Consider the following 24,182-nt stretch of genomic DNA (forward strand, 5'->3'; position numbering starts at 1 on the left):
TTTATGGATAAAAAGGTAGCGTTAATAACTGGTATAACTGGTCAAGACGGATCGTATCTGGCAGAATTTTTACTAAAAAAAGGTTATATAGTCCATGGTGTAAAAAGGCGAACGAGCCTTTTTAATACGGACAGAATAGATCATCTATATCCAGATCCACATGTTGATAATAGAAATTTTTTCTTACATTATGGTGATATGACGGACTCTATGAACTTAACAAGGATCATTCAAGAAGTACAGCCAGATGAAATTTACAACCTAGCTGCCATGAGCCATGTGCATGTCAGCTTTGAGACACCAGAATATGTCGCAAATGCTGATGGTACAGGCACTCTTAGATTGCTTGAAGCTATAAGGATATTAGGGCTTGAGAAAAAGACTAAAATTTATCAAGCCTCTACATCTGAGCTTTACGGAAAAGTGCAAGAGACGCCGCAAAGCGAAACGACTCCATTTTATCCAAGAAGTCCTTATGCGGTCGCAAAGATGTATGTGTACTGGATAACGGTTAATTATAGAGAGGCTTATGGCATTTTTGCTTGTAATGGCATATTGTTTAACCATGAATCACCAGTTAGAGGCGAGACATTCGTAACTAGAAAGATTACAAGAGCAGCTAGCAAGATAACGCTTGGGCTTCAAGACAAGCTTTATCTTGGAAATTTAGATGCCAAAGAGACTGGGGTCATGCAAAAGACTATGTGAAGATGATGTGGATGATACTGCAAGCTCCAGAGCCAGAAGACTGGGTGATAGCAACTGGACAAACAACAGCGGTTAGAGATTTTGTAAAATTTGCATTTGCTTATGCTGGCATAAATTTGAGATTTGAAGGGGCTGGCGTAGATGAGGTAGGAGTCGTGGACTCACTAAATTTTGAAAAAGCAAAAGAGTTAAATTTAAATTTGTCCCATTTAAGTATCGGACAAACTGTGGTTTGTGTGGATCCAAGATATTTTAGGCCAACAGAGGTTGACTTACTGCTTGGAGATCCTAGTAAAGCAGAGAAAAAACTAGGCTGGAAGAGAGAATTTAACCTTCAAGATCTAGCAAACGATATGATGAAGTCGGACTTAAAGCTCATGACAAAAGATGTCTATCTAAAAGATGGCGGATATGAGACAATGAGCTATTTCGAGTAAAAAATGGATAAAAATAGTAAAATTTATGTAGCAGGACACAAGGGTCTGGTAGGCTCTGCTATATTAAAAAATTTAAAATCAAAGGGCTATGAAAATATAATTACAAGAACTCATAGCGAGCTTGATCTAATGGATCAAAAGGCAGTTTGTGAGTTTTTTGAAAAAGAAAAGCCCGAGCACGTGGTGCTAGCTGCTGCAAAGGTCGGTGGCATAGTGGCCAATAGCACCTATAGGGCTGATTTTATATATGAAAACTTACAAATTCAAAATAATGTGATCCACCAAAGTTATCTGCATAAGGTAAAAAAACTACTATTTCTGGGAAGTACTTGCATATATTTTAAAAATGCCCCACAGCCAATGGGCGAGGAGGTGCTTTTGACATCTCCGCTTGAATACACAAATGAGCCATACGCAATAGCTAAAATAGCTGGCATGAAGATGTGTGAGAGCTATAATTTACAGTACGGCACAAATTTCATATCTGTAATGCCTACAAATTTGTATGGTCCAAATGATAACTTTGATCTAGAAACTTCGCATGTATTGCCAGCACTTATAAGAAAGATACACCTTGCAAAGCTTTTAAGTGAAGAAAAATTTGACGCAGTGGTAAAAGATCTAAAAGCAAAAGATATAAATGAAGCTATGGCTTATCTTGGTAAATTTGGCATTTCAAAAGACGGAGTAGAAATTTGGGGCACAGGAAAGCCTAGACGAGAGTTTCTACACTCAGAAGATATGGCCGATGCCTGCGTGTTTTTACTGGAAAATAGAGACTTTAAAGATACTTATGATAAAAATAGCAAAGAGATAAGAAATACGCATATAAATATAGGTACAGGTAAAGATATCTCGATAAATGAGCTAGCAAATTTGGTTAAAAATATAATTGGCTTTAAAGGTGAGCTATATTTTAATGATAACAAGCCTGATGGAACGATGCTAAAACTAACGGACCCATCTAAGCTCCACTCTCTTGGCTGGAAACATAAAGTAGAACTTGAAGATGGAATAAAGATGCTTTATAAGTGGTATTTGAAAATAAATGATAGATAAAATAATATCATTAAAAAATCATCAAGGCTTTATGAAGTATTTTAAAAATACATCATGGCTTTTTTTGAAAAAATACTCCGTATGTTTGTTGGACTTTTCGTTGGGATTTGGGTAGCTAGATACTTGGGTCCTGAGAGGTTTGGACTTTTTTTCATATACTTAAAGCTTTGTAAGACTTTTTGCTGCCATTGCTACGCTTGGACTTGATGGTATAGTAGTAAGGGAGCTAGTAAAGGATGAAGGTAGAGCAAATGAGCTAATAGGCACCGCTTTTTACCTTAAGCTTATCGGTGCTATTTTGACGCTATTAGTTTTGGTAATTGCTACTTATTTTACTTCAAATGATAGGTATACAAATTTATTAGTATTTATCATAGCTAGCGCTACTATATTTCAATCATTTAATGTAGTAGATATGTATTTTCAATCAAAAGTTCTATCAAAATATGTAGTGTTTTCTAATATTATCTCTTTTTTTATAAGTAACATAGTAAAGATTATACTTGTTTTGATTAACTCTCCGCTTGTAGCTTTTGCATGGGTCATTTTATTTGATAGTATAGTTTTGGCTTTAGGATTTATTTATTTTTTCTTGAAATATTCAACTTCTGAGATTAAAAAAATAAAATTTAATAAAACTATCGCTATATCTCTTTTAAGAGATAGCTGGTCACTTATCCTAAGTGGAGTTGTAATATCTATATATGAAAATAGATCAGGTTATGATTCAAGAGATGCTAGGAAATGAAGCTGTTGGACAGTATGCTGCGGCAACTAGGTTAAGTGAAATTTGGTATTTTATACCTACTGTAGTTGTATCTAGTCTATTTCCTGCAATAGTAAATGCAAGAAGACAAAGTGAAGAGCTTTATTGTGATAGGCTTCAAAAGCTTTTTGACCTTGTTGCATGGATAGCCATTGCAATAGCACTACTAATGACTTTTTTATCTGATATGATAGTAAATATGCTTTATGGTGAACAATATAATCAAGCAGCAAGTGTATTGACAATACACATCTGGGCTTTTTTGCCAGTTTGCTATAGCTATTTCATCAATATCCGCCGCTACCTTTTTATTTAAACTATCGTATTTTAAAAATTCCCCATATCCGCAAGAGCTATCAAGTAATGTAATGTTTTCAAATTCCTCTTTTATATTATTTTTTAATAGCTCATAAGCTAAATTAACTAATTTTTAGGGCGTATAATATGAAACCAAATTAACCGTATCAGCTTTGTTTAAATGAATTTGTGTATGTGTGTGTATTTCCATATCTTATTATTCTTTTATCTTTTATTAATCTGCAATTTTATGTTCGAGCAATTCACATACCATCAAAACAAACGCAAAACTAAACTTACCTCGGTTAATTTTATTTGCTAAATTCTCTCTTGATTCGTTTATGCCTTTTTCTTTTAATAGCTCCGCTAGTCTCGGATAATCTATGTCGGCTTTTGCCATTTGTATTTTTAGATACACCTTTGCTCGTTTTTCATATTCGGTCATCGGTAGCCTTTTTGGTTTATATTCGTTCGTAATACCGAGACGAATATTTTTTATGACTATATCTAAATTTTTACAATATGGCAATAAATAATTATAAATAATCTAATAAAATGAAATATCTTTATATATTTATTAAAATATAAGTATATATGTGATATAATATCATCATAAATAAAGATATAAAGGCTTAAAAATGTCCCAACACTTCCTTCTCTAGTCTAAAGCTAGAACAATATCCGTTAGAAAGATAGCTTCTATGAGCGAGAACGAGTGTTACGAATATTTTAAATCGATTTGTTGGAGTAGCAATAAAGGTAGTCCTATTTGTCCGACTTGCGGAAGCGCATCGTCTCACTACTTTATAGAAAGTAGACTACAATATCGTTGCAAGGATTGTTTTCATACCTTTAGCGTTACAAGCGGAACAATATTTCACTCTCATAAGCTTGATTTTAAAGCTATACTTCTTGCTATCGTTATATTTTCTAATGCTACGAAAGGTATTTCAGCCTTACAACTTAGTAGAGACCTAGACGTTCAATATAAAACGGCTTGGGTCTTATCTCATAAAATAAGAGAAAGCCTTATGACTAGCGATAGCGGAAATAAATTTAGCGGCATAGTCGAGATGGACGGAGTATACGTCGGAAACTATATAAAACCCGCTAATAATATAAACAACAGGATAGATAGACGAAAAGCTTTTAAGCCTAATAAACGAGTTATCATATCGCTTCGAGAGAGAAATTTATTTGGAAGCGGAGCAGGTAAAACTAAGACCTTTATTCTAAAGAGTAACCACATCTTGCCTAACTCGGAAATTCATACAGACGAAAACTCGGCTTACGACGATTTGTTAGCTCATTACAATTTAAAAAGAGTAAATCACCAAATAGAGTATTCGGGACTAAATGGGGAGAATAACAATCAATTTGTAAAAATTTAAAATCCATTGATAAAGAAGTAGCGAACATTTGACTTATATTAGAAAATACCAAATTTCCTATACTTAAAAAAGTTATTTGTTTATTGCCATTTATTGGGCTCGATAGATTATTTAAATTTTTTTAGAGATATTTATAAGAGAGAAGATTATTGTGAAAATTTTTATAATTAGCAATATCGCCTCCATGATGATAAATTTTAGAAAAGAATTTATCTAAATCCTTGTATCAAGCGAGTATGAAGTTTATTGTTTGGTTAGTGACTGCGATAAAAAAGTAGAAAAAAGATGAGTTCTTTTGGTGTAATACCGCTTGACCATACTTTAAATACAAAAGGGCTAAATCCATTTAAAGATATTATTGCCACATATGATTTGATTAAGCTATTTAGGCAATATAGTCCAGATGCGGTTTTTTCTTTTTTTTGTTAAGCCAGTCATTTTTGCAACTATAGCCGCAAAAATAGCAAGAGTGCCACGAATAGTAGGCATGATAGAAGGGCTTGGCGGGGCTTTTACGGTTCATAAAAATGGGCAAACAAAAAAGGCGAAAATTATAAAAACTATACAAGTTCTTTTATATAAAATTTCACTACTTGGATTAACTCAAGAAGAGCTAAAACCTTATCTTGATAGTGGCGTAGTTATATATCCTGGCTTCGTAAATGATATAAAAGAACGGATAGTGAATAGTTCCATTTTTGTCTTGCCTTCGTATTACAGAGAAGGTGTGCCAAGAAGTACGCAGGAAGCCATGGCAATAGGAAGGGCAGTAATAACCACAAATAGCGTAGGATGTAGAGAAACTGTTGAAGATGGTGTAAATGGATTCTTGGTGCCACCATTTGATAGTAAAATTTTGGCACAAAAGATGATTTATTTTATACAAAATCCAGAAATGATAGTCCAAATGGGTATAGAAAGCAGAAAAATAGCTGAAATAAAATTTAATATAAATGAAAAAAATGAAAGACTTGCAAAGATTATTATTGGGAAATAGCACATTACCATTTTTAGATTTTTAATTTAAAAATTTATATTGACTTGACTTCGGCAAGCTTATCGTGATTTAAATAATAAAACCAAGACAAGCTCACTAGTTTTCTAGGCTAGACTTCTACCCCGTTAGTCCACTAACTGATTTTGTATTATTCTTATCAGCCTTTTGTTTTAAAAATTCCTATTCATCTTTTGTAGGTTTATATTTATCTTTGAAGAATTTTTATTAGCATCGATCTTTTTCTCTAGTATCTTCTTCCCATAAATTTTTATATATCGGCTTTTAGTATTCAAGGTAGTTTCTAAAGCTAGCCCTGTGTTCTGCATCATAGTGGCAGCTTACACATTTTAGCTCTTTAGGAGTGCCAAGAGGTTTTTGTGGCGATAACTTGTGAGTTACAGATATTGACTAGGTAGTTTTCATCTTTACCGATAACCGCGAAGCAAGCGTTAGCCAATTCTAAATTTATCCATTACATTTACTGCTTATAAATAAATTTAATTACTAAAGAATTAAGCTAAATAAAATAGAAAATAAAATATAATCCCAAATCTTTGGTCCCGTAGCTCAGTTGGTAGAGCACTACCTTGACATGGTAGTGGTCGATGGTTCGAGTCCATTCGGGGCCACCACTTCTAATAAAACATCCTAAGCAAGAGATTTAAAAATTAATTATTAGTAAATTTTCTAAAGATGTGGTAAAGATTTATTTCAAATAATCTTTCACATCATACTCTTTGCCAGCATCGTGATCTTTTAAAAGCTTTGCCACGATAGGGCTTAAAATGATGATGGCAATTAAATTTGGTACGACCATCAAGCCATTAAACATATCTGCTAGGCTCCAGACAAAATCAACCTTTTGCAAGCTTCCCAAAAATACAAAAACGACTACTAAAATCTGAAAAGCTCTGACCGCTTTTGCCCCAAGAAGGTATCTTACGTTGATCTCAGCAAAATAGTACCATCCCAGAATCGTTGTAAATGCAAAGAAAAATAGGCAGATCGCTACAAAGCTATAACCGCCAACCTTGCCAAAGATATGCGATGAGAAGGCCTCTTGTACTAAGGTTATGCCTGTAAAGACTGCCTTGCCATTTTCAAAGCTAATAACATTTGCAGTGAGCACTACAAAAACGGTTATATTTAAAACAATAAAAGTATCTACAAATACGCTCATTATGCCAAGTACTGCTTGATCGACTGGGTGTTTGACATTAGCTGCGGCGTGTGCGTGCGGAGTTGAGCCCATGCCAGCTTCATTGCTAAAAAGCCCTCTTGCGATGCCGTATCTCATCGCAGCTGCTATGCTAGCTCCAGTTGCTCCACCCCACGCAGCTGAAGGATCAAATGCTGCTTTGTAGATAAGCAAAACTGCATCTGGAATTTCGTGAAAATTTAAAGCGATAATGATTAGTCCAACACCTACATAAAGTAAAGCCATCAGAGGCACGATCTTTTCAGCCACTCTTGCGATCGCCTTTACGCCACCTATAAAGATTACTGCGCAGACGATTGCTAAAAAAGCTCCAGTTATCCACTGAGGTATACCAAAGGCTCCTTTAAAGCCGTCTGAGATCGAGTTTGCTTGCACCATATTGCCGATAAAGCCAAGTGCGATAATGATAGCGATAGCGAAAAAGCCAGCTAGAATTTTTGCCCATTTTCCCTTTAATCCACGACTTATATAAAATGCCGGACCGCCTATCGTGTGCCCGCTATCGTCTTTTGTGCGGTAAATTTGAGCTAGGCAAATTTCAGCAAAATTTGTAGCCATGCCTAAAAACGCAGCGCACCACATCCAAAAAATCGCTCCAGGTCCACCCATGATAAGGGCCGTCGTTGCGCCTACTAGATTGCCAGTGCCAACTTGTGCAGCGATCGCAGTTGCGACCGCTTGAAACTGACTCATTCCAGCCTTGCCAGCAGCTTCGCCATGGAGTGAAAAATTTCCAAAAAGCTCTTTTAATCCCATTTTAAACTTAAAAATTTGAACAAAACCAAGCCTAATAGTAAAAAATAGTCCAGTGCCGCAAAGTAGGGTAATAAGGAAGTATGGACCCCAAAGAAATGAATTTATACTCTCGACACAATTATTTAAAATTTCAGCAAAATTTGTAGGCATTTTCTTGACTTTCATTGGTGTAGTTTAGAGAGCGAGTATATTTAAAAAAATATAAAATTAGAATAAATAAGAAAAATTTTTTAGCTTTGCTTAAAATTTCGTACTAGTTTCGGCTTACTCGTAGTGAACTTGTTTTTACTAGCAAGATTTTATGACCAATATTTTTACGCTCTAAGGCGTTTTTTGATTGATAATTTCTAAATTTATTCCGCAAAGACGGCTTATGAGGACTAAAATTATTTCTTGATTTTTGGATTTTAAAATTAGATTTTTGCGTTTTTTAGAAGGCTTTTACAAACAATTCGCTGTTTTTCCTGCGTGGGCATAGCTTGGCAAAACGTATTTGACTATTAGTTTTGCTAAAAATTTTATCAAAAGCGTTTAAAAGGCTTTGGCTATTAAATTGCTTAGTCATCTTTGTAAAATTTGCCCGTCTTTTGTTTAACTGGGTTAAATTTACTGCTTTGCGCCGATTTTTTATAAAATTAAGCAAGCTAGTAATGCCTTATAGACTACCAATAAGTTTGCTTTCTAGTATAAATTTAATGGTAAATTCTAGTCTTACCGCACAAATTTAACGCTATTCTATAGGCTTAAACTGCTTAAAATCCACACCGGTCGCGTCAAGGACTGTACGCGAATAAAAGTAAAAACTATAAAACAAATCATCATCATAAAAGCATTCTTCCCAAAGCTCCTCGTCGTTTTCATCGCTTTGTGGCCACAGGTATTTTTCGGCTAACATATCAGCAAAGCTATTCAGTGGTGTAGTATGATTAATTTTATCGGCATCGCTACAAACCATAAGCATAAACGCGAAAAATTCACCCAGACGGGATACGATAAGCTCTGCCACCTCGTTTTTATCGCCGTTATCAGCGACCAACTTCGCCCGCATAAAAATTCTCGCCAAAAATACAAGTGCAAAAGGCGTAGCGTGCCAAAAAGTACTTTGATGCTCTATTTCTTTAAAAATTTTATCAAGCACGTCACAAGCAGCTTTGGCGTTAAATTTTGCTTCATTGTTATTTGCTGGATTTGCCGTATTTTGTCCGCTATTTGACTTGCTGGTAGTCAAACTTTGTGTCAAATTTTTCTCGCCGATCGCTGCCGAAAGCTGTTTAAAAATTTCTGGAAATTCGCTTGCTCTACCATAAGTCGTTGTTAATCTACTCCAAGGCACGTCTTCTATCTCTAAATTTGTGATGTATGCTAAATTTTGCTTATTCATCTATATACCTTTAAAATTTACTCTTATGCTTGGCATAAATAAATCTGACAGAGTAAAGCCAAAATTTAGCCCTTGGATTTTATTTTATCTAGCCACTCATTTAGTGTTTTTTCAAAGCCTATGCCCTTGCTTTTGTAAAAAACGAGCGGTTTTTCTAGGTATTTTTGCTCGATCCAGCCGCCAAAATCATGCGGATAAAGGTAGTCTTTGCTCTCTTTTGTGTGATTTTTTAAATATGGTGGGATCTTTAAAATTTCTTCGCTTTGCACGTATTTTAGGGCGGCATTTATCGCGTTGTAGCTGGAGTTTGACTTTGGCGAGCTAGCTAGATAGATGGCGCACTGAGCCAGTATGATCCTAGCCTCTGGAAAGCCTATCTCTTTTACGACGCTTAGCGTGCTAGCGGCTAAATTTAGTGCATTTGGGTTTGCATTGCCGATGTCTTCGCTGGCAAATATCGCCATCCTTCTAGCGATGAAATCAGCACTCTCGCCAGAGTCTATGAGTCTTGCGAGATAGTAGATGACGGCGTTTTCGTCACTTCCACGCATACTTTTTATAAAAGCGCTTGCTAGCTCGTAGTGCGTGTCATCCTCTTTTGCTCCCTCTTTTAGGGCGTTTTGGCGAAGTGTTTTTAAATTTTCTAAACTCACATTTTCATTAAGCGTGACGGCAAATTCGAGTAAATTTAGCATGGCTCTTGCGTCACCACCACTACTTTTAAAGAGATACTCTTTTGCTTCTTCGTCAATGCTAAATGAAATTTGCTCTTTTATCTTGGATAAAAGCTCCTCAAAATCGCCACTGCTAAGCGGCCTAAACTCAAAGAGCATAGAGCGACTTCTGATGCCTGAGCTTAGCGTAAAAAAGGGATTTTCTGTGCTTGCCCCGATAACTAGGGCTTTGTAGTTTTCCATGGGGATCAAAAGTGCTTCTTGCTGGGTTTTACTAAGCCTGTGGATCTCGTCTATGAAAAAGAGTGGTTTGTTTAAGGCGTTTTCGTAGTTTTTTAAAATTTTACGAAAGTCATCTATCTTTAAATTTCCGCCGTCAAACTCGTAAAAGTCGTAGTTTGCCCCACTTGCCACAGCCCTTGCAAAACTAGTCTTGCCACAGCCTGCTGGGCCGTAAAATATGGAGTGTGGGATCTTGCCTGTGGCTATAAATTTTAAAAATGCCGCTTTAACCGCCTTTTGACCGCAAATTTCATCCAAGTTTTTTGGTCTAAACATCAGTGCAAGTGAGCTCAAATTTGTTCCTTTAATTTGCTGGTTTTGGCAAAATTTTAGCTTTTGCGCTAAGGCTCTCTATCTTTAGCTCGTAAATTTTCATGATCTTTAGCCCATACTCGGCCGCCACATCAAAGGTGCTCATCGCATAGGCGGTGTATTTTTGGCTGAGAATTTTTAAAATTTCATACCTTTTGGCTTCATCTGTCACTTCGTAGGCTCTTGTTTTTGCGATGGCACTTTTGTACTCAGTCGTAAAAACCTTGCCTCCAAGTGCCTTGCCATCGTCTTTTATCACATCTAGCTCGCTTTCGCTTAGATACGGGACTTTGTTAAAACTAACGCAGACAAACTCTACTTTTCGTCCATCTTGAAGTAGTTTTGCCTTACAGCCAGTGGTAGCTCCGTGTATAAAAATGCTTTCACCAACTCTAACAGGCGAGATCGGTACGCTAAAAATTTCTCCCTCATCATCAACGCATGAGATTACGCCGTATTCGCAACTATCGATGATCTCAAGCGCCTCTTCACGGCTTAGCTCTCTATCTTTTCGTCTCATTTTTTATCCTTTTTTTGAAAGAGCATTTTAAAATTTAAGTGCTTAAAGGCTAGTATAACGCAAAAATTTCAAGGAAAAACATGAAAAAAATAGCTATTTTTGCCATTTTGCTTGGCGTAAATTTAGTCCATGCAAACGATGTTTGCAATGAATATATCAAGCAAAGCAGGCTCTATCTTGACGAGTTTTATGCCAAAGAGAGCAAACGACTTGCAAATGATGAAAAGGCGTTAAGGCTTTTTGAGCTTAAATTTGATGAGTTTAAACAAAGACAAAGTGGCCAAGAAGCCATAATTTTGCAAAACAAAGATGAGAAATTTTGCAAAAGAAAGCTTGAAGAGACAAACAAGCTTTTAAATGATCTAAAAAAGTAGATCAAATTTTTACGTTTAGATCCCAGTCTATTGGCGTTTTGCCGTGGTTTGCTAGATAGATATTTGCCTTTGAAAAGTGCCTGCAGCCAAAAAACGCGCCACGAGCCAGTGGGCTTGGATGTGCTGCCTCTAAGATGAGGTGCTTGCTGGCGTCTATAAGCGGCGCTTTTGCTTTGGCTGGGTTGCCCCAAAGCATGAAAACTACATTTTGTAAATTTTGGCTAATTTTTTTTATTACGGTGTCAGTAAAGCCCTGCCAGCCAAAATTAGCATGAGAATTTGCCGCTCCAGCGCTAACGCTAAGAGTTGAGTTTAGTAGAAGCACGCCTTGTTTTGCCCATTTTGTGAGATCGCCGCTATTTGGCTCTTTTATGCCAAGATCAGCGTAAATTTCTTTATATATATTCACAAGACTTGGCGGGACTTTTACGCCATTTGGTACCGAAAAGCTTAGCCCCATGGCTTGATTTGCACCGTGGTATGGATCTTGGCCTAGGATGACGACTTTGACAGAGTGAAAAGGCGTTAGATTAAATGCATTAAAAATAAGTGCACTTGGTGGATAGACGACGCCAGTACTCTTTGCTTTTAAGAAATTTTCTTTGATATGCGCGAAATTTTCACTCAAAAACTCATCTTTTAGCACCTCTTTCCAACTTGGCTCAATCTTTATATCATCTAAATTTATCTGCATTTTCCTGCCTTTTGTAAGTTTTAGCGGTATAATTTTAACTAAAATTTATCTAAAGGAAAGAGTTGTGTCTGAGCAAATTTTTAATAAGATATATGAGCTTCTTAGCAAGAATGAAGCCAAATTTAAAGTCCTAAATCATGAGAGTGCGACCACTTCAGAAGAGGTGGCAAAACTTAGGGGAACAAAGATGAGCCAAGGCGCAAAGGCTCTAGTTTGCTCTATAAAAGGGGTAGATGAGGAAAAATTTAGGCAAATTTTTAAAGATGAAAATGTGCTAAATGATTATTCGCTAAGCGATGAAAAGCCAGCTATGAAGGCTGGTAAAATTTATATTTTGGCTATTTTGCCAGCCGATATGCAAGCAAATCTTGATAGCTTGACACAAAAATTTGACGGCAAAAGAGCAAGCCTAGCTAGTCCAGATGAAGTTTTGGCATTGACAGATTGTATTTTTGGTTCGGTGCCGCCATTTAGCTTTCATAAAAATTTACACATTGTAGTTGATGAAAGGTTACTACAAAGAAACGATGAGATCGCATTTAATGCAGGACTACTTGATAGATCGATCATTTTAAATACAAAAGATTATACGAAGATAGTACGACCAACGCTAATAAATTTTGCAGAATAAAAAAGTGCTAGGCTAACCACTTCCTAGCACTAAATATTGTCGGGAGAAAAATGAATTTAAATAATGCAAAGACGAGAAATTGCTAAATTCATTTCAAGAACAAATATTATCAGGCATAATCTTAAAATATAATAAATTATATAAATAAAATATGTATAATTTAGGTTCTTTTATAATTTTATATAAAAATATATATTTAATAATCCAAAAATTTTAGCTCGAATTTATTAAAATTTAAAAAGAATTTATAAAAATTTGCTTAGTAATTATTAAGTTTAGCTTAAAGCCCATTTAGATAAAATCCTTAATCGTTCTTTTATCGTAAAAAAGACAATTTGATATAAGGAAAAACAATGAGCGATATCATCGCATACAAACTAAATGGCGAAATAGTCGATACTCAAAGTATCGTAGGGCGCGAGAGTAGTGCCGAGCCTATCTATTTTGACAACTCAAAAGAGGCACTACACGTTATCAGACACTCCTGTGCACACCTCATGGCACAAGCTATCAAATCACTCTATCCAAAGGCAAAATTCTTTGTCGGACCAAACGTAGAAGATGGGTTTTATTATGATTTTAGAGTTGATGATGAGGGCACGAAGCTAGGCGAGAGCGATCTAGCAGCGATCGAAGAAAAAATGAAAGAGCTTGCCGAGAAGAAAATTGATATCATCAAAACCTGCTCAACCAAAGCTAATATGAGCGATAAATTTAAAGATGACGACCTAAAACAAGAGGTCTTAAAAAGAATCCCAGATGGTGAAGTTAGCAGCTATTCGCAAGGCGATTTTGAGGATCTTTGCCGCGGACCACACGTACCAAATACTAAATTTTTAAAATTTTTCAAGCTTACACGCGTGGCTGGAGCTTATCTTGGCGGCGATGAGAGCCGTGAGATGCTAACTAGAATTTACGGCACAGCTTATGCAGATAAAGAGAGTTTAAAAGAGCATATCCGCATCATCGAAGAGGCCAAAAAACGTGACCATAGAAAACTTGGTACAGAGATGAAGCTATTTACTTTTGATGAAGAAGTGGGGGGTGGCTTGCCGATCTGGCTACCAAATGGTGGACGCTTGCGCTCGAAGTTAGAGCAGCTCTTATACAAAGCTCACCGCGACCGCGGCTACGAGCCAGTGCGAGGTCCTGAGCTTTTAAAGGCTGATGTGTGGAGAAGAAGCGGCCACTACGCAAACTATAAAGAAAATATGTACTTTACAACGATCGATGAGACAGAGTATGGAATCAAACCGATGAACTGTGTTGGTCACATTAAAGTCTATCAAAGTGACATCCGCTCTTACCGTGATCTACCGCTTAAATTTTTCGAGTACGGCGTCGTTCACCGCCATGAGAAAAGCGGCGTGCTTCACGGACTTTTCAGGGTTAGAGAATTTGCACAAGATGACTCACATATCTTTTGTATGCCAAGCCAGATCAAAGAAAATATCTTAGAAATTTTAAAATTTGCTGGCACGATAATGAAAAATTTTGGCTTCCACTATGAGATGGAGATATCAACCAAGCCAGCCAAAGCGATCGGTGGCGATGAAATTTGGGATACAGCTACAAAAGCACTAAAAGAAGCTCTTGATGAAAATGGCTTTAAATACGGCATCGACGAGGGCGGCGGCGCATTTTACGGTCCAAAAATCGACATTAAGATCACTGATGCGCTTAAGAGAAAGTGGCAGTGCGGCACGATACAAGTTGATTTTAACTTGCCAGAGCGCTTTGATCTAGGATACATCGATGCAAACAACGAAAGACAACGCCCCGTAATGCTTCACAGAGCACTGCTTGGCAGTTTTGAGAGATTCATAGGAATTTTACTTGAGCACACTGCTGGTGAGCTACCATTTTTTATCGCTCCTACGCAGGTTGTCATTGTGCCTATTAGCGACGTGCATTTAGACTACGCAAAAGAAATTTCACGCGAGCTAAGAAAGATCAACGTCGATAGCGAGATTGCAAGTAAAAATGAGAGTTTAAATAAGAGAATAAGAACGGCAGAAAAACAAAGGGTGCCTATGATAGTCGTGCTAGGAGACAACGAAGTAGCGAACAAGAGCGTTGCGCTGCGCGACAGACAGGCTAGGACGCAGAGCGATATGAGCTTGGCGGAATTTATAAATTTAACGAAGGAGAAACTTAGTGAGGTACATTTTTGAGTAAGGAAAATGAAGTATTGCTCAATGAGGACATAAGGGCGAGAGAGGTAAGATGTGTAGGGGATGATGGCACAGCATACGGTGTCATCTCAAGAGATGAGGCTTTAGAGATCTCAAATAAGCTTGGGCTTGATCTAGTGCTTATAGCGCCTGATGCGAAGCCGCCAGTTTGCAAGATAATGGACTACGGCAAATTCCGCTATCAGCAAGAGAAAAAGCAAAAAGAGGCCAAGAAAAAGCAAAAAACCATCGAGATAAAAGAGATAAAACTCTCTGTCAAGATCGCCCAAAACGATATAAACTACAAGGTTAAACACGCAAGCGAGTTTTTGCAAGATGGCAAACACGTTAAATTTCGTGTATTTTTAAAGGGTCGCGAGATGAGCACCCCAGAAGCTGGCGTAGCCATGCTTGAGAAGGTCTGGGAGATGATCAAAGATGAAGCTGACCGCGACAAAGAGCCTATAATAGAAGGTCGTTATGTAAATATGCTTGTAACTCCAAAAAAGGGTTAAATTTCTACAAAGAGCAGGCTAGGGCTTGCTCTTTTTTATTAAATTTTTAATACAAAAACTCACAAATAACTATTTTCCAAAATCCTATCATTTTTGTATGTGTTAAATTTACGCAAAGGCGTTTGCAGGGTTGATATACCTTATGGTTAAATTTGATAGGCAAAATTTGGATGTGGTTTAAATTTAGTAAATTTTGGCCTTTACTTGTTGGAATTTACCCGCTTTGTTATCGCTCGCATGGGTGTTGTACTGAAAATAATCTAGGCAAATCGACTTTCTTGTGAGCTTACAAAATTTTAGTGCTTGCGTGAGTGTTTTTAAGCCAAATTTTGCCTAATATCTAGCTAAATTTGGTAATGGGATATTGCTTTAATAATACTTTTTACAAAAAGCTTTGACTACTCTTGGTTTTATGTGGCGACTAAATTTGACGAGAAGTTTGATTGTTTGTGGATTAAATGTAGCAAATTTTAATTTTTGCTTACTAGAATTTGCTCCATCCTTTTTCTGCCAACCATTACATGGGCGCTTTACTGAAATTCGACTAGGCAAGAGCTCGCCTGAAAGAGTAAATTTGATAATTTGTAAGTTTATGACACTTGTGTTTAGCATTTTAAGTTAGATTTCGCTTAATAGCAGGCTAAATTTGCTAAAAAATTCGCTTGTTTATAGTTTAAATTTATAAAAGAGAATTTAGGCTGGGTGAGCATAAATTTACTAAATTTTATAAGCCATTTCTTGGCAAAAATCAAATACCCTATAATCTGCTTGGATAAAATTTAGTGTTTGCTCATTCTCTACCAGAACTTCTTCATTTTGCCTTGCTATATCGATGCCAGCTAACACTATAAGAATTTCTCGATTGTAACGCGCCTGCTACAAATTTCTTCATCTTTAAACAGCCACACATAAACATACCACTCGTACAATCAAGCAAAAGCATACATGGCAAAAACTTTCAAATTTGTTGCACAACCTCGCCACTCCACCATTTGCCACCACGCCAGCTTTTTTGACAAAATTTCTATTAAATGCTCTAAAAATAGTAATCTGCTCGCCACCCTAGTGCAATTTAACCAAGCTTCAGATCCACGTCTGCCACGCCAGCGAAAATTTGTCAAAAAACACTCTATATACACCGCATAAAAATGCATCAAAGCAGCATAAATTTGATAGCTTGCTAGTAAAATTTGCCGCGCAAAAGTCAAACTCTCTTTTAGCTAAAATCCCAGCCAGCCTTATATTGATTTACGTCCAAATTTAACTTGGACGCAAATTTATAGAGCCAAGAGCAAAATCAGTCCTACACATACCCTTGATCTATCATCGCATCGGCTACCTTGCGAAAGCCCGCGATATTTGAGCCAAGCACCAAATTTCCCTCGTCGCCAAACTCCTTGCTAGTTTCGTAGCTAAGCTCAAAGATATGATTCATGATGCCGTGCAGTCTGCGGTCAACCTCTTCAAAGCTCCACGAGCTCATGCCGGCGTTTTGCATCATCTCTAGGCCCGACGTGCCCACGCCGCCTGCGTTTGCAGCCTTTGCTGGAGCGAAGTAAAAATCTTTTTGCGCGAGCATGAAATTTATTGCATCAAGTGTGCTTGGCATGTTCGCGCCCTCGGCGACGAAGCGGCAGCCGTTAGCGTAGAGCGTCTTTATGTCGGCTAGGTGCAGTTCGTTTTGCGTCGCACACGGAAACGCTCCGTCGCACGGCACGTCCCACACGCCGTTTCTGCCCTCTTTGTACTCGCTTACGCTTACGTATTTTGCGTTTGGTCTAAATTTGGTGTATTCGCTAAGGCGCGCGCGTCTTGCTTCTTTTAGCTCTTTAAGTACCGCTAGATCGATGCCCTCTGCGTCGTAAACGTATCCGTTTGAGTCAGAAACCGTGATAGGCAGCGCGCCTACTTGATAGAGCTTTTCTACCGTGTAGATAGCGACGTTTCCGCTACCGCTTATGCTGCATTTTTTGCCTTCAAGCGATAGACCAGCTTTTTTTAGCATATTTTGTGTGAAATATACCAGTCCGTATCCAGTGGCCTCTGTGCGAGCTAGGCTGCCGCCCCAGTTTAGCCCCTTGCCTGTTAGTATGCCGTCAAATCTACCCGTGAGCTTTTTGTACTGCCCAAACATATAGCCGATCTCGCGTGCACCCACGCCGATGTCGCCTGCCGGCACGTCCACGGTGTTGCCGATGTGGCGGTAAAGCTCGCTCATAAATGCTTGGCAAAAGCGCATTATTTCGCCCTCGCTCTTGCCCTTTGGATCAAAGGTGCTACCGCCCTTTGCGCCGCCGATATTTACTCCTGTGAGCGAGTTTTTGAAAATTTGCTCAAATCCTAGAAATTTTAGCACGCCAAGATCCACGCTAGGGTGGAGCCTTAGACCGCCTTTATAGGGGCCCACGGCTGAGTTAAACTGCACGCGGTAGCCGTTATTTACCTGCGGTCTACCGTCATCGCCCGTGTATGTCACGCGAAAGATCACCGTGCGCTCAGGTATCACGATACGCTCTAGGATCGCATGTTTTTGGTACTTGCTCTCTCTTTTTATAAGCGGCTCGAGGCTGTTTAGCACCTCGGTCGCAGCCTGGACAAAGACGCCTTGACCCGGATTGGTTCTTTTTATCCACTCCATCGTTTTTTCGATGTATTCGCTCATTTTGGCTCCTATTCGTCAAATTTTCGTAGTTGAATATTAACTCTCCTAGAAAAAATTTTTATTTAAATTTATTTTTATATTTTTATTTTAGGCAATGAGCGTTACATATCGAAACTAAATTTATAAAATATGATTTTTGTTTCGGTCGCTGGGATAAATTTATAGAAGATAATTTAGGCTGGGAAGCCTAAATTTGCTAAATTTCATATGCCATCTCTTGCCAGAAAAGAAGGGCTCTACCATCTGCTTGGACAAATTTTAGGATTTGCTCGGTTGATGGCATAGCTTCATCATTTAGCCTTGCTATATCGATGCTAGCAAGCGCTATGAAAAATTTCTCAAAGTCACTTGCGATGCATCTACTGCAAAGCTCCTCATCTCCAAAGAGCCACGCATAAACTGCACCGCTCGTGCAATCAAGCAAAAATATCCATGGATCACCCACGGCAAAGACTATCAAATTTAAAGGGCGAGCCTTGCCACTCCACCATTTGCCACCAAACTCATCTACGCTATTTAGCCGCACTAACTCACTTGCGTAGTCGCCTCTAGAGCCAAATTTGACATTGCAAATTTCAAAATTCCCAAGGTCAAATTTGCTTAAAAGCTTTGTAAATTTAGCTGGGAAATTTATGCCAAGAGCTTCTTGTGCGTTTTTAAGTGCTTGTGCGGTGGCTTTAACATCATTTTGAAGCAAGAGTCTCATGCCAGTCATACCCTCTTGCTCCAGTGGTAAGAAAATTTGATCTAACTTTTGAGAGATTTCATCTAGCTTTAAAAACATATTAGTCCTTTAATCTGCTGGATTTTGGCAAATTTTATCAAATTTATTTCAGGGAGCTTTTAATTTTGGCTCATTTGTCACCAAATTTAGACCATGATCTTCATAAATTTAAAAAGTTGGCAGAGATAACTAAGAAAACTAGCAATCACTAAATGTGAGATGTTATAAAGGATTAATGATGAGGTAAATTGGCTTGGTAAAGCCGCGTAGCCTATAAAAGAGATTTATGACGATGCTAAAATATACGAACTTGAGGCTTTTGCGTGCGAATGAGCTCGCCATTTATGATGGAGTGCAAAGAAATTTTGGGCGGCACAGAGTTCAAAAGCGAAGCAAAAGATGAAAATTTAAACGTGAGTGCGCCACGTAAAGAGCAGGGCGTAAGGATAGGCAAGACTATCTGGCGGCTAAAGCTTGGCGCATATCTTTATATACCAGTTTGCCTGCGTGAGGGAGTGCTTTACTTTGGCACCGCTGGCAAGGGCGGAGATCTATATGCCGTGGATGTAAAAAGTGGCGAAGTGGTGTTTAAGTTTAAAACCAGTGGCGCGGAGCATTTTCCTTGAGTCGATGGTTAAATTCTACTCGCAGACAACAAAAATAAGCCAGCTTTGATAAGCGCTAAAAATAGCTCATTATTAAAAGAGATAGAGTTTGAAATTTAGACTTAGCACAGTAGTAAGCGGTGGCAAGCTCTACGCTGTGGTAATTGACGGAGCTAAGACGTACGCAGTTTGTGTAGAAATTTAGCTTTGGCGAAATTTATCGCCAAAGCCGCAATGCGAGATAAATTTATCTCTTCTTTTTATATCTTTTTATCGCCTCTACGATGACCTCTTCTAGATCGTCGCTTGGCTCTTTATTCATATCGTCATAGGTGTTTTCAAGGATAGTTTTTAAGTTTTTCTCAACGTAGCTAGTATCGAAGAATCCTCTTCTAAACTCTTTACTTTTGCTGATCGTTAGCAAAAATGGGATGATCGTTCGCACACCTTCGATGGTAAATTCTTCAAGAGCTCTTTCAAGCTTATTTACCGCCAGATCGTAGTCGGTCGCCTTTACGATCAGCTTTGCGATCAAAGAGTCATAAAATGGCGGTATGGTGTAGTCCTTATAGACGTGGCTATCGACGCGCACAGATGGGCCAAGAGCGGGATAGTAGCCCTCGATCGTGCCTGGTGCTGGGATGAAATTCTCCCAGACATTTTCAGCCGTGATCCTAGCTTCTATCGCGTAGCCTCGTGGCTTGATATCGCTTTGCTCGATCTCTAAAATCTCGCCAGCTGCTATCCTTATCTGCCTAACGACTAAGTCGTGGCCGGTGATCTCTTCAGTGATGCCGTGCTCCACTTGGATACGGGTGTTCATCTCCATGAAGTAAAAGTTGTTGTAGTCATCTAGCAAAAACTCGATCGTTCCTACGTTTGAGTAGCCCACAGCCTTTGCAGCGGCCACCGCGGTTACGCCCATTATCTTTCTTAAATTTTCGCTGATAGATGGGCAAGGTGCGATCTCGATGATCTTTTGGTGGCGCCTTTGGATAGAGCAGTCACGCTCGCAAAGGTGGATGATATTGCCGTAGTTATCGCCTAAAATTTGAAATTCGATGTGACGAGGATTTACGACAAGCTTCTCCATAAAAACTTCATCGTTGTTAAAGTAGGTCTTTGCCTCTCTGGTGCACGACTCAAAGGCATCTTGCATATCTTCTTCTTGCCAAACCTCTCTGATGCCACGGCCGCCACCGCCACCACTTGCTTTTAAAATGACTGGGTAGCCGATGCGTCTAGCGTGCTCTTTTATGGCGTCCATACTCTCGTCATTTAGCTTTTCTGTGCCTGGAACGATTGGTATGCCGTTTCTCTTCATTAGGTATCTTGCGATATTTTTATCACCCATTTTTCTGATCACTTCAGCCTTTGGACCGATAAAGATAAGCCCAGCGTCCTCGACCGCCTTTGCAAATTCGTAGTTTTCGCTTAAAAAGCCGTATCCTGGGTGTATCGCGTCAGCTCCGCACTCTTTAGCAAGCTTTACGATCGCTTTGGCGTCAAGATAGCCTTTGATCGGATCTTCGCCCACTTGATAGGCCTCATCAGCGATCCTTACATGCAAGCACTCGCTATCTGGTGCTGTGTAAATTCCTACGCTTTGGATGTGTAAATCCCTACAAGCTCTGACTATCCTAACTGCGATCTCACCACGATTTGCGATAAGAATTTTATGTATCATAGGCTATCCTTTTTGAGTTTTGCTTATCATATAACTATTCGTTTTATTTTTAGATAAATTTATTAAGTCTGGTTTTAAAATTTGAGTGCAAAGGCTAAATTTACACTCAAATTTTTCTATCTATTGATGATTTGTGGAAAAGGTGTGGCTAGGGCTTTTTTGATAAAATCTTGCGACTCGATCGTGAAATTTGTAGCAAATCTTTGAATGCCCTCTTTTTTATAAGCACGCCTTTGGATGGTAAAAAGGACTAGATTTCCGCCTTGCTTAGTGTAGCGATATATCGAGTGCTCGGCTGTTGGCACGCCATTTAGGTTTGAAAATATCGTGATATCAAGATAAATTTCATTTGCGAGCGAGCCCTTTTTATAAGCCACTTTTAGCCCTTTTGCTTTTAGCTCTTTTAGATCATTTATCTTTTGCTCGACCGCTTGCTCTGGCGTAGCGTCAAATTTAAGCGTATTTAGCGAGAGCATATAACTAAAGCTATCTAGTTTCTCGCCAGGGAGCAAATACTCCTGCGTGAATAAATTTGGCACAGGCTTGGCTGAACTTGCTAGTGAGTAGAGTCTGTTGTCAAATTTTATCTGCACCGGCTCAAAATACTGAGTCGCTGCAAGTAAGAGTGCTGGCAAAGCGATAAATGCTAAAAATTTCTTCATCAAATTCCTTTAAAATGGATTTACTATCATGACCCAGATGATGATAAGCATCGCGATAGTTGGCACTTCGTTGTAAGCTCTAAAGAAGATGCCACTTTTGTTACAGCGTTTCTCCTTGAGCTGCTTCATGTAGCGTCCAAGGTCTAGGTGATAGATAGCCATCAAGATGACAACTAAAATTTTGACGTGTATGTGACCAGTTTGTATAAGATCAGGCATCGCGATAAGTATCAAAATGCCAGTAAAAAATGAGCCAATCAGTGCGACCCAGCCGATGTAGTGATACATCTTATACTCCATCACTTCGACCACTTTTACAAAGTCAGGTTTGTCCATGTTTTCTACGTGATAAACGTAGAGCCTTGGCTGATAAAACAGCACTGCCATCCACGAGATGAAAAACAAATAGTGGAGGTATTTTAAGTAAAGATAATATTCTGCCATAACGTCTCCTTATCTAAAAAGTATCTCTTTTCTAGCTTCAAATTCAGCCTTGCTGATCGCACCACTCTCAAAAAGCTCGTAAAGCCTTTTTAAGTCGTCCTCTTTATCTTTTAGTTTTAGCCTCTCTTTTAGCTCGACTTTTTGTAAATTTTTCTCGACATAAGCACCAACCAAAAATGCATCGATGATCCACCAAATGCCCCAAATAGCCAAGAATAAATAACCAACGAGGATGATTTGTAAAGAGTAACCGATAAAAAATAACCCCATCATCAAAAAACCAGTGATAAATTTACCAAGATAAATTCTATGCGCCCCAAGCCAGCCAGTAAATAGCCAAAGCGCGTATGCGACGTAGATATTATTTCCCACTCTCTCTCCTTTTTCTAAAACTTTGCCAAAGTATCATCACCACGCAAAGATCGATCATCACATCAGCGAAGTTAAAGACCGCAAAGTTAAACCACTTATGCCAAAAGACATAATCCACGACGCCACCATGGACAAATCTATCTGTGATATTTGAGCTGCCAGCTCCTAGCAAAGCTCCAAGCCAAATGGCATGCGAGCAAAGCAGCTTTTTTTCTACCAGCAGATAGATAAAAACGCCTAAGATAAGGGCTATTTGTATAAATTTCAGCCACTCATCTAAAAAGGCTAACATCGAAAATGCAACGCCCTTATTATATGTAAGAACTAGCGAGAAAAACTCGCCTTCCCACGAAAAACCATCTATGAATATCATTTTTATCGCTTGATCAACGATAAAAATGACAAAAAACGCAATGAAAAATTTAACTAAGCTTTTACGCATTTAGGGCTTTTACGAAAAATTTCTCAACTTCATCCATGCGTTTTTCAACTAAAGTTTGATTTTTGCCCTCAAGCAAAAGTCTGATCAAATTCTCAGTGCCGGAGTATCTAAAGAGCGATCTTATACCCTCTTTTGCAAGGCTAGCCTCAAGCTCTTTTAGCCCCTCTATCTTATCAAGCGGCTTTTTCTCTGTGATCTTTAAATTTAGTAAAATTTGTGGATATGGCTTTAGCTCACCAAAAATTTCGCTAGCTTTTTTACCTTTTTTAAGCATCATCGCGACAACTTGCATTGAGGTAACAAGGCCGTCGCCAGTTTTAGCGTAGTCGTTAAATATCACGTGACCGCTTTGCTCACCGCCAAAATTTATACCATTTTCTTTCATCATCTCAAGCACGTATTTATCGCCTACGTTTGAGCGAAGTAGTTTGATCTTATGAGCTTTTAGATAGTCATCAAGTGCGGCGTTACTCATCACCGTAGCCACAATGGCTCCGCCTTTTAGCGCCTTTTGCTCGTGCAAAAATGCTGCAAGTGAGCCAAGTATCGCATCGCCATGTACAACTTCGCCGTTTTCGTCAACTACTACAAGCCTATCAGCATCGCCGTCAAATGCAAAGCCAATGTCAGCACGAAGCCTTTTTACCTCGCTTGCTAGATCTTCTGGGTGGAGCGCACCGCAGTTTTGATTGATATTGCTACCATTTGGCTCGTCGTTTATGACGATGACATCGGCTCCAAGCTCGCTAAATACAGTTGGTGCGACCTTGTAAGCAGCTCCGTTTGCCACGTCTAAAACTACTCGTAAATTCTTTAAATTTAACTCTTTTGGGAATGAATTTTTGATCTGCACGATATATCTACCGATAACATCATCGATCCTCTTGTTTGCACCGATCTCTGTCATCGTCTTTTGAGCGTTAGCAATGAGCTCATCGTCGTAGAAAATTTTCTCTATCTCGGCTTCTATTTTTTCATCTAGTTTGTTGCCAAAGCTATCAAAAAATTTTATGCCGTTATCGTAGTACGGATTGTGCGATGCACTTATCATGATACCAGCGTCACAGCGCATATTTTCTGTTAAAAATGCGATCGCAGGCGTTGGCATAGGGCCTATTTGAAGGACGTTGTATCCAACAGCAGTTAGCCCTGCAACAATTGCAGTTTCGATCATATAGCCGCTTTTTCTAGTATCTTTTCCAACCAATATCACATTTGTCGCTGAGGTCTTTCTAAAATAAATTCCAGCTGCCATTGCAAGACGCATAGATGTTTGAGCTGAGAGCTTTTCGCCTGCCTTGCCACGAACACCATCTGTTCCAAATAGTTTCATAAATTTATCCTTTTTATTATAAAATTGGACTATTTTATCAGAAATTAGCAAATTTGAAAGCTAA

Annotated in this window: 23 protein-coding genes, 1 tRNA gene and 2 pseudogenes; 11 read left to right on the plus strand and 15 right to left on the minus strand. The window is 38.6% G+C overall.

Features of this window, described 5'->3' with window-relative positions:
* The first annotated feature begins 3 nt into the window (after positions 1–3).
* From gmd to CVT15_RS00520, 3 genes and pseudogenes are all read left to right on the plus strand, one after another.
* A pseudogene (gene gmd / locus CVT15_RS00510) lies at positions 4–1,145 on the plus strand (GDP-mannose 4,6-dehydratase).
* A gap of 3 nt (positions 1,146–1,148) precedes the next feature.
* Complete coding sequence (locus CVT15_RS00515; protein WP_103577101.1) at positions 1,149–2,204, plus strand: GDP-L-fucose synthase family protein; 1,056 nt, start codon at positions 1,149–1,151, stop codon at positions 2,202–2,204.
* A gap of 211 nt (positions 2,205–2,415) precedes the next feature.
* A pseudogene (locus tag CVT15_RS00520) lies at positions 2,416–3,286 on the plus strand (flippase).
* A gap of 216 nt (positions 3,287–3,502) precedes the next feature.
* Here the strand turns inward: CVT15_RS00520 and CVT15_RS00525 are convergent.
* Complete coding sequence (locus tag CVT15_RS00525) at positions 3,503–3,712, minus strand: DUF6471 domain-containing protein (protein WP_087585055.1); 210 nt, start codon at positions 3,710–3,712, stop codon at positions 3,503–3,505.
* A gap of 256 nt (positions 3,713–3,968) precedes the next feature.
* On the opposite strand from CVT15_RS00525, the gene CVT15_RS00530 reads away from it, so the two are divergent.
* The 3 genes from CVT15_RS00530 to CVT15_RS00540 all read left to right on the plus strand — a co-directional run bounded on the left by CVT15_RS00530 (position 3,969) and on the right by CVT15_RS00540 (position 6,287).
* The gene (locus CVT15_RS00530) at positions 3,969–4,658 is read left to right on the plus strand and encodes an IS1595 family transposase (protein ID WP_230853954.1); all 690 of its coding nucleotides are present in this window, start codon (positions 3,969–3,971) and stop codon (positions 4,656–4,658) included.
* Between the two features lie 403 nt (positions 4,659–5,061).
* Entirely contained in the window at positions 5,062–5,655 is a 594-nt protein-coding gene (locus tag CVT15_RS00535) for a glycosyltransferase (RefSeq protein WP_230853955.1), read from the plus strand.
* A 556-nt stretch (positions 5,656–6,211) separates the two neighbouring features.
* Positions 6,212–6,287 (plus strand) — tRNA-Val (locus CVT15_RS00540).
* 74 nt (positions 6,288–6,361) lie between these two features.
* On the opposite strand, the gene CVT15_RS00545 is transcribed toward CVT15_RS00540, so the two are convergent.
* The 4 genes from CVT15_RS00545 to CVT15_RS00560 all read right to left on the minus strand — a co-directional run bounded on the left by CVT15_RS00545 (position 6,362) and on the right by CVT15_RS00560 (position 10,799).
* Positions 6,362–7,780, minus strand: a complete 1,419-nt coding sequence (locus CVT15_RS00545) for an alanine/glycine:cation symporter family protein (RefSeq protein WP_087586810.1) — start codon at positions 7,778–7,780, stop codon at positions 6,362–6,364.
* Positions 7,781–8,360: 580 nt separating this feature from the next.
* A complete protein-coding gene (locus CVT15_RS00550) occupies positions 8,361–9,011 on the minus strand; it encodes an ATP-dependent DNA helicase RuvA (RefSeq protein ID WP_103576622.1) in 651 nt (216 codons plus the stop codon).
* A 65-nt stretch (positions 9,012–9,076) separates the two neighbouring features.
* Positions 9,077–10,243 carry a replication-associated recombination protein A gene (locus CVT15_RS00555; protein WP_230853978.1) on the minus strand — a complete coding sequence of 389 codons (1,167 nt, stop codon included), beginning with the start codon at positions 10,241–10,243 and terminating at the stop codon, positions 9,077–9,079.
* A gap of 28 nt (positions 10,244–10,271) precedes the next feature.
* On the minus strand, positions 10,272–10,799 hold the full coding sequence (locus CVT15_RS00560) for a pyridoxamine 5'-phosphate oxidase family protein (RefSeq protein ID WP_103576620.1): 528 nt from the start codon (positions 10,797–10,799) through the stop codon (positions 10,272–10,274).
* Positions 10,800–10,879: 80 nt separating this feature from the next.
* Between CVT15_RS00560 and CVT15_RS00565 the strand changes: the two genes are divergently transcribed.
* Positions 10,880–11,173 carry a hypothetical protein gene (locus CVT15_RS00565; RefSeq protein WP_072594049.1) on the plus strand — a complete coding sequence of 98 codons (294 nt, stop codon included), beginning with the start codon at positions 10,880–10,882 and terminating at the stop codon, positions 11,171–11,173.
* A gap of 1 nt (position 11,174) precedes the next feature.
* Here the strand turns inward: CVT15_RS00565 and ung are convergent, their stop codons facing one another.
* Complete coding sequence (ung, locus tag CVT15_RS00570) at positions 11,175–11,867, minus strand: uracil-DNA glycosylase (protein ID WP_103576619.1); 693 nt, start codon at positions 11,865–11,867, stop codon at positions 11,175–11,177.
* 64 nt (positions 11,868–11,931) lie between these two features.
* On the opposite strand from ung, the gene CVT15_RS00575 reads away from it, so the two are divergent.
* The 3 genes from CVT15_RS00575 (at position 11,932) to infC (ending at position 15,187) form a co-directional block, all read left to right on the plus strand.
* Positions 11,932–12,498, plus strand: coding sequence for a YbaK/EbsC family protein (locus CVT15_RS00575; protein WP_103576618.1), 567 nt, complete (start codon positions 11,932–11,934; stop codon positions 12,496–12,498).
* Positions 12,499–12,851: 353 nt separating this feature from the next.
* The gene (gene thrS / locus CVT15_RS00580; protein ID WP_107898205.1) at positions 12,852–14,672 is read left to right on the plus strand and encodes a threonine--tRNA ligase; all 1,821 of its coding nucleotides are present in this window, start codon (positions 12,852–12,854) and stop codon (positions 14,670–14,672) included.
* Positions 14,669–15,187 (plus strand): translation initiation factor IF-3, encoded by a 519-nt coding sequence (infC, locus tag CVT15_RS00585; protein ID WP_009295104.1) that lies wholly within the window; start codon positions 14,669–14,671, stop codon positions 15,185–15,187. The genes thrS and infC overlap by 4 nt, the downstream gene beginning before the upstream one ends.
* 717 nt (positions 15,188–15,904) lie before the next feature.
* On the opposite strand, the gene CVT15_RS10130 is transcribed toward infC, so the two are convergent.
* From CVT15_RS10130 to CVT15_RS00595, 3 genes are all read right to left on the minus strand, one after another.
* A complete protein-coding gene (locus CVT15_RS10130) occupies positions 15,905–16,033 on the minus strand; it encodes a hypothetical protein (RefSeq protein WP_269059538.1) in 129 nt (42 codons plus the stop codon).
* A 457-nt stretch (positions 16,034–16,490) separates the two neighbouring features.
* The gene (gdhA, locus tag CVT15_RS00590) at positions 16,491–17,849 is read right to left on the minus strand and encodes an NADP-specific glutamate dehydrogenase (RefSeq protein ID WP_103576948.1); all 1,359 of its coding nucleotides are present in this window, start codon (positions 17,847–17,849) and stop codon (positions 16,491–16,493) included.
* Positions 17,850–18,045: 196 nt separating this feature from the next.
* Positions 18,046–18,633 (minus strand): SMI1/KNR4 family protein, encoded by a 588-nt coding sequence (locus CVT15_RS00595; RefSeq protein WP_087586723.1) that lies wholly within the window; start codon positions 18,631–18,633, stop codon positions 18,046–18,048.
* 269 nt (positions 18,634–18,902) lie between these two features.
* Between CVT15_RS00595 and CVT15_RS09870 the strand changes: the two genes are divergently transcribed.
* Positions 18,903–19,199 (plus strand): PQQ-binding-like beta-propeller repeat protein, encoded by a 297-nt coding sequence (locus tag CVT15_RS09870; RefSeq protein WP_230853979.1) that lies wholly within the window; start codon positions 18,903–18,905, stop codon positions 19,197–19,199.
* A 226-nt stretch (positions 19,200–19,425) separates the two neighbouring features.
* Here the strand turns inward: CVT15_RS09870 and CVT15_RS00605 are convergent, their stop codons facing one another.
* The 6 genes from CVT15_RS00605 to glmM all read right to left on the minus strand — a co-directional run bounded on the left by CVT15_RS00605 (position 19,426) and on the right by glmM (position 24,118).
* Positions 19,426–20,865, minus strand: a complete 1,440-nt coding sequence (locus tag CVT15_RS00605) for an acetyl-CoA carboxylase subunit A (RefSeq protein WP_087586724.1) — start codon at positions 20,863–20,865, stop codon at positions 19,426–19,428.
* 116 nt (positions 20,866–20,981) lie between these two features.
* Entirely contained in the window at positions 20,982–21,527 is a 546-nt protein-coding gene (locus tag CVT15_RS00610) for a hypothetical protein (protein ID WP_103576949.1), read from the minus strand.
* A 9-nt stretch (positions 21,528–21,536) separates the two neighbouring features.
* Entirely contained in the window at positions 21,537–21,971 is a 435-nt protein-coding gene (locus CVT15_RS00615) for a CopD family protein (protein ID WP_103576950.1), read from the minus strand.
* Positions 21,972–21,980: 9 nt separating this feature from the next.
* The gene (locus tag CVT15_RS00620) at positions 21,981–22,343 is read right to left on the minus strand and encodes an NINE protein (protein WP_103576951.1); all 363 of its coding nucleotides are present in this window, start codon (positions 22,341–22,343) and stop codon (positions 21,981–21,983) included.
* On the minus strand, positions 22,333–22,785 hold the full coding sequence (gene lspA / locus CVT15_RS00625) for a signal peptidase II (RefSeq protein ID WP_103576952.1): 453 nt from the start codon (positions 22,783–22,785) through the stop codon (positions 22,333–22,335). Before lspA ends, CVT15_RS00620 begins: the two co-directional genes overlap by 11 nt.
* Positions 22,778–24,118 (minus strand): phosphoglucosamine mutase, encoded by a 1,341-nt coding sequence (gene glmM, locus CVT15_RS00630; RefSeq protein WP_087578184.1) that lies wholly within the window; start codon positions 24,116–24,118, stop codon positions 22,778–22,780. Before glmM ends, lspA begins: the two co-directional genes overlap by 8 nt.
* Between the last annotated feature and the right edge of the window lie 64 nt (positions 24,119–24,182).

Origin of the sequence: Campylobacter concisus (assembly GCF_003048595.2) — a bacterium.
Classification (GTDB): domain Bacteria; phylum Campylobacterota; class Campylobacteria; order Campylobacterales; family Campylobacteraceae; genus Campylobacter_A; species Campylobacter_A concisus_L.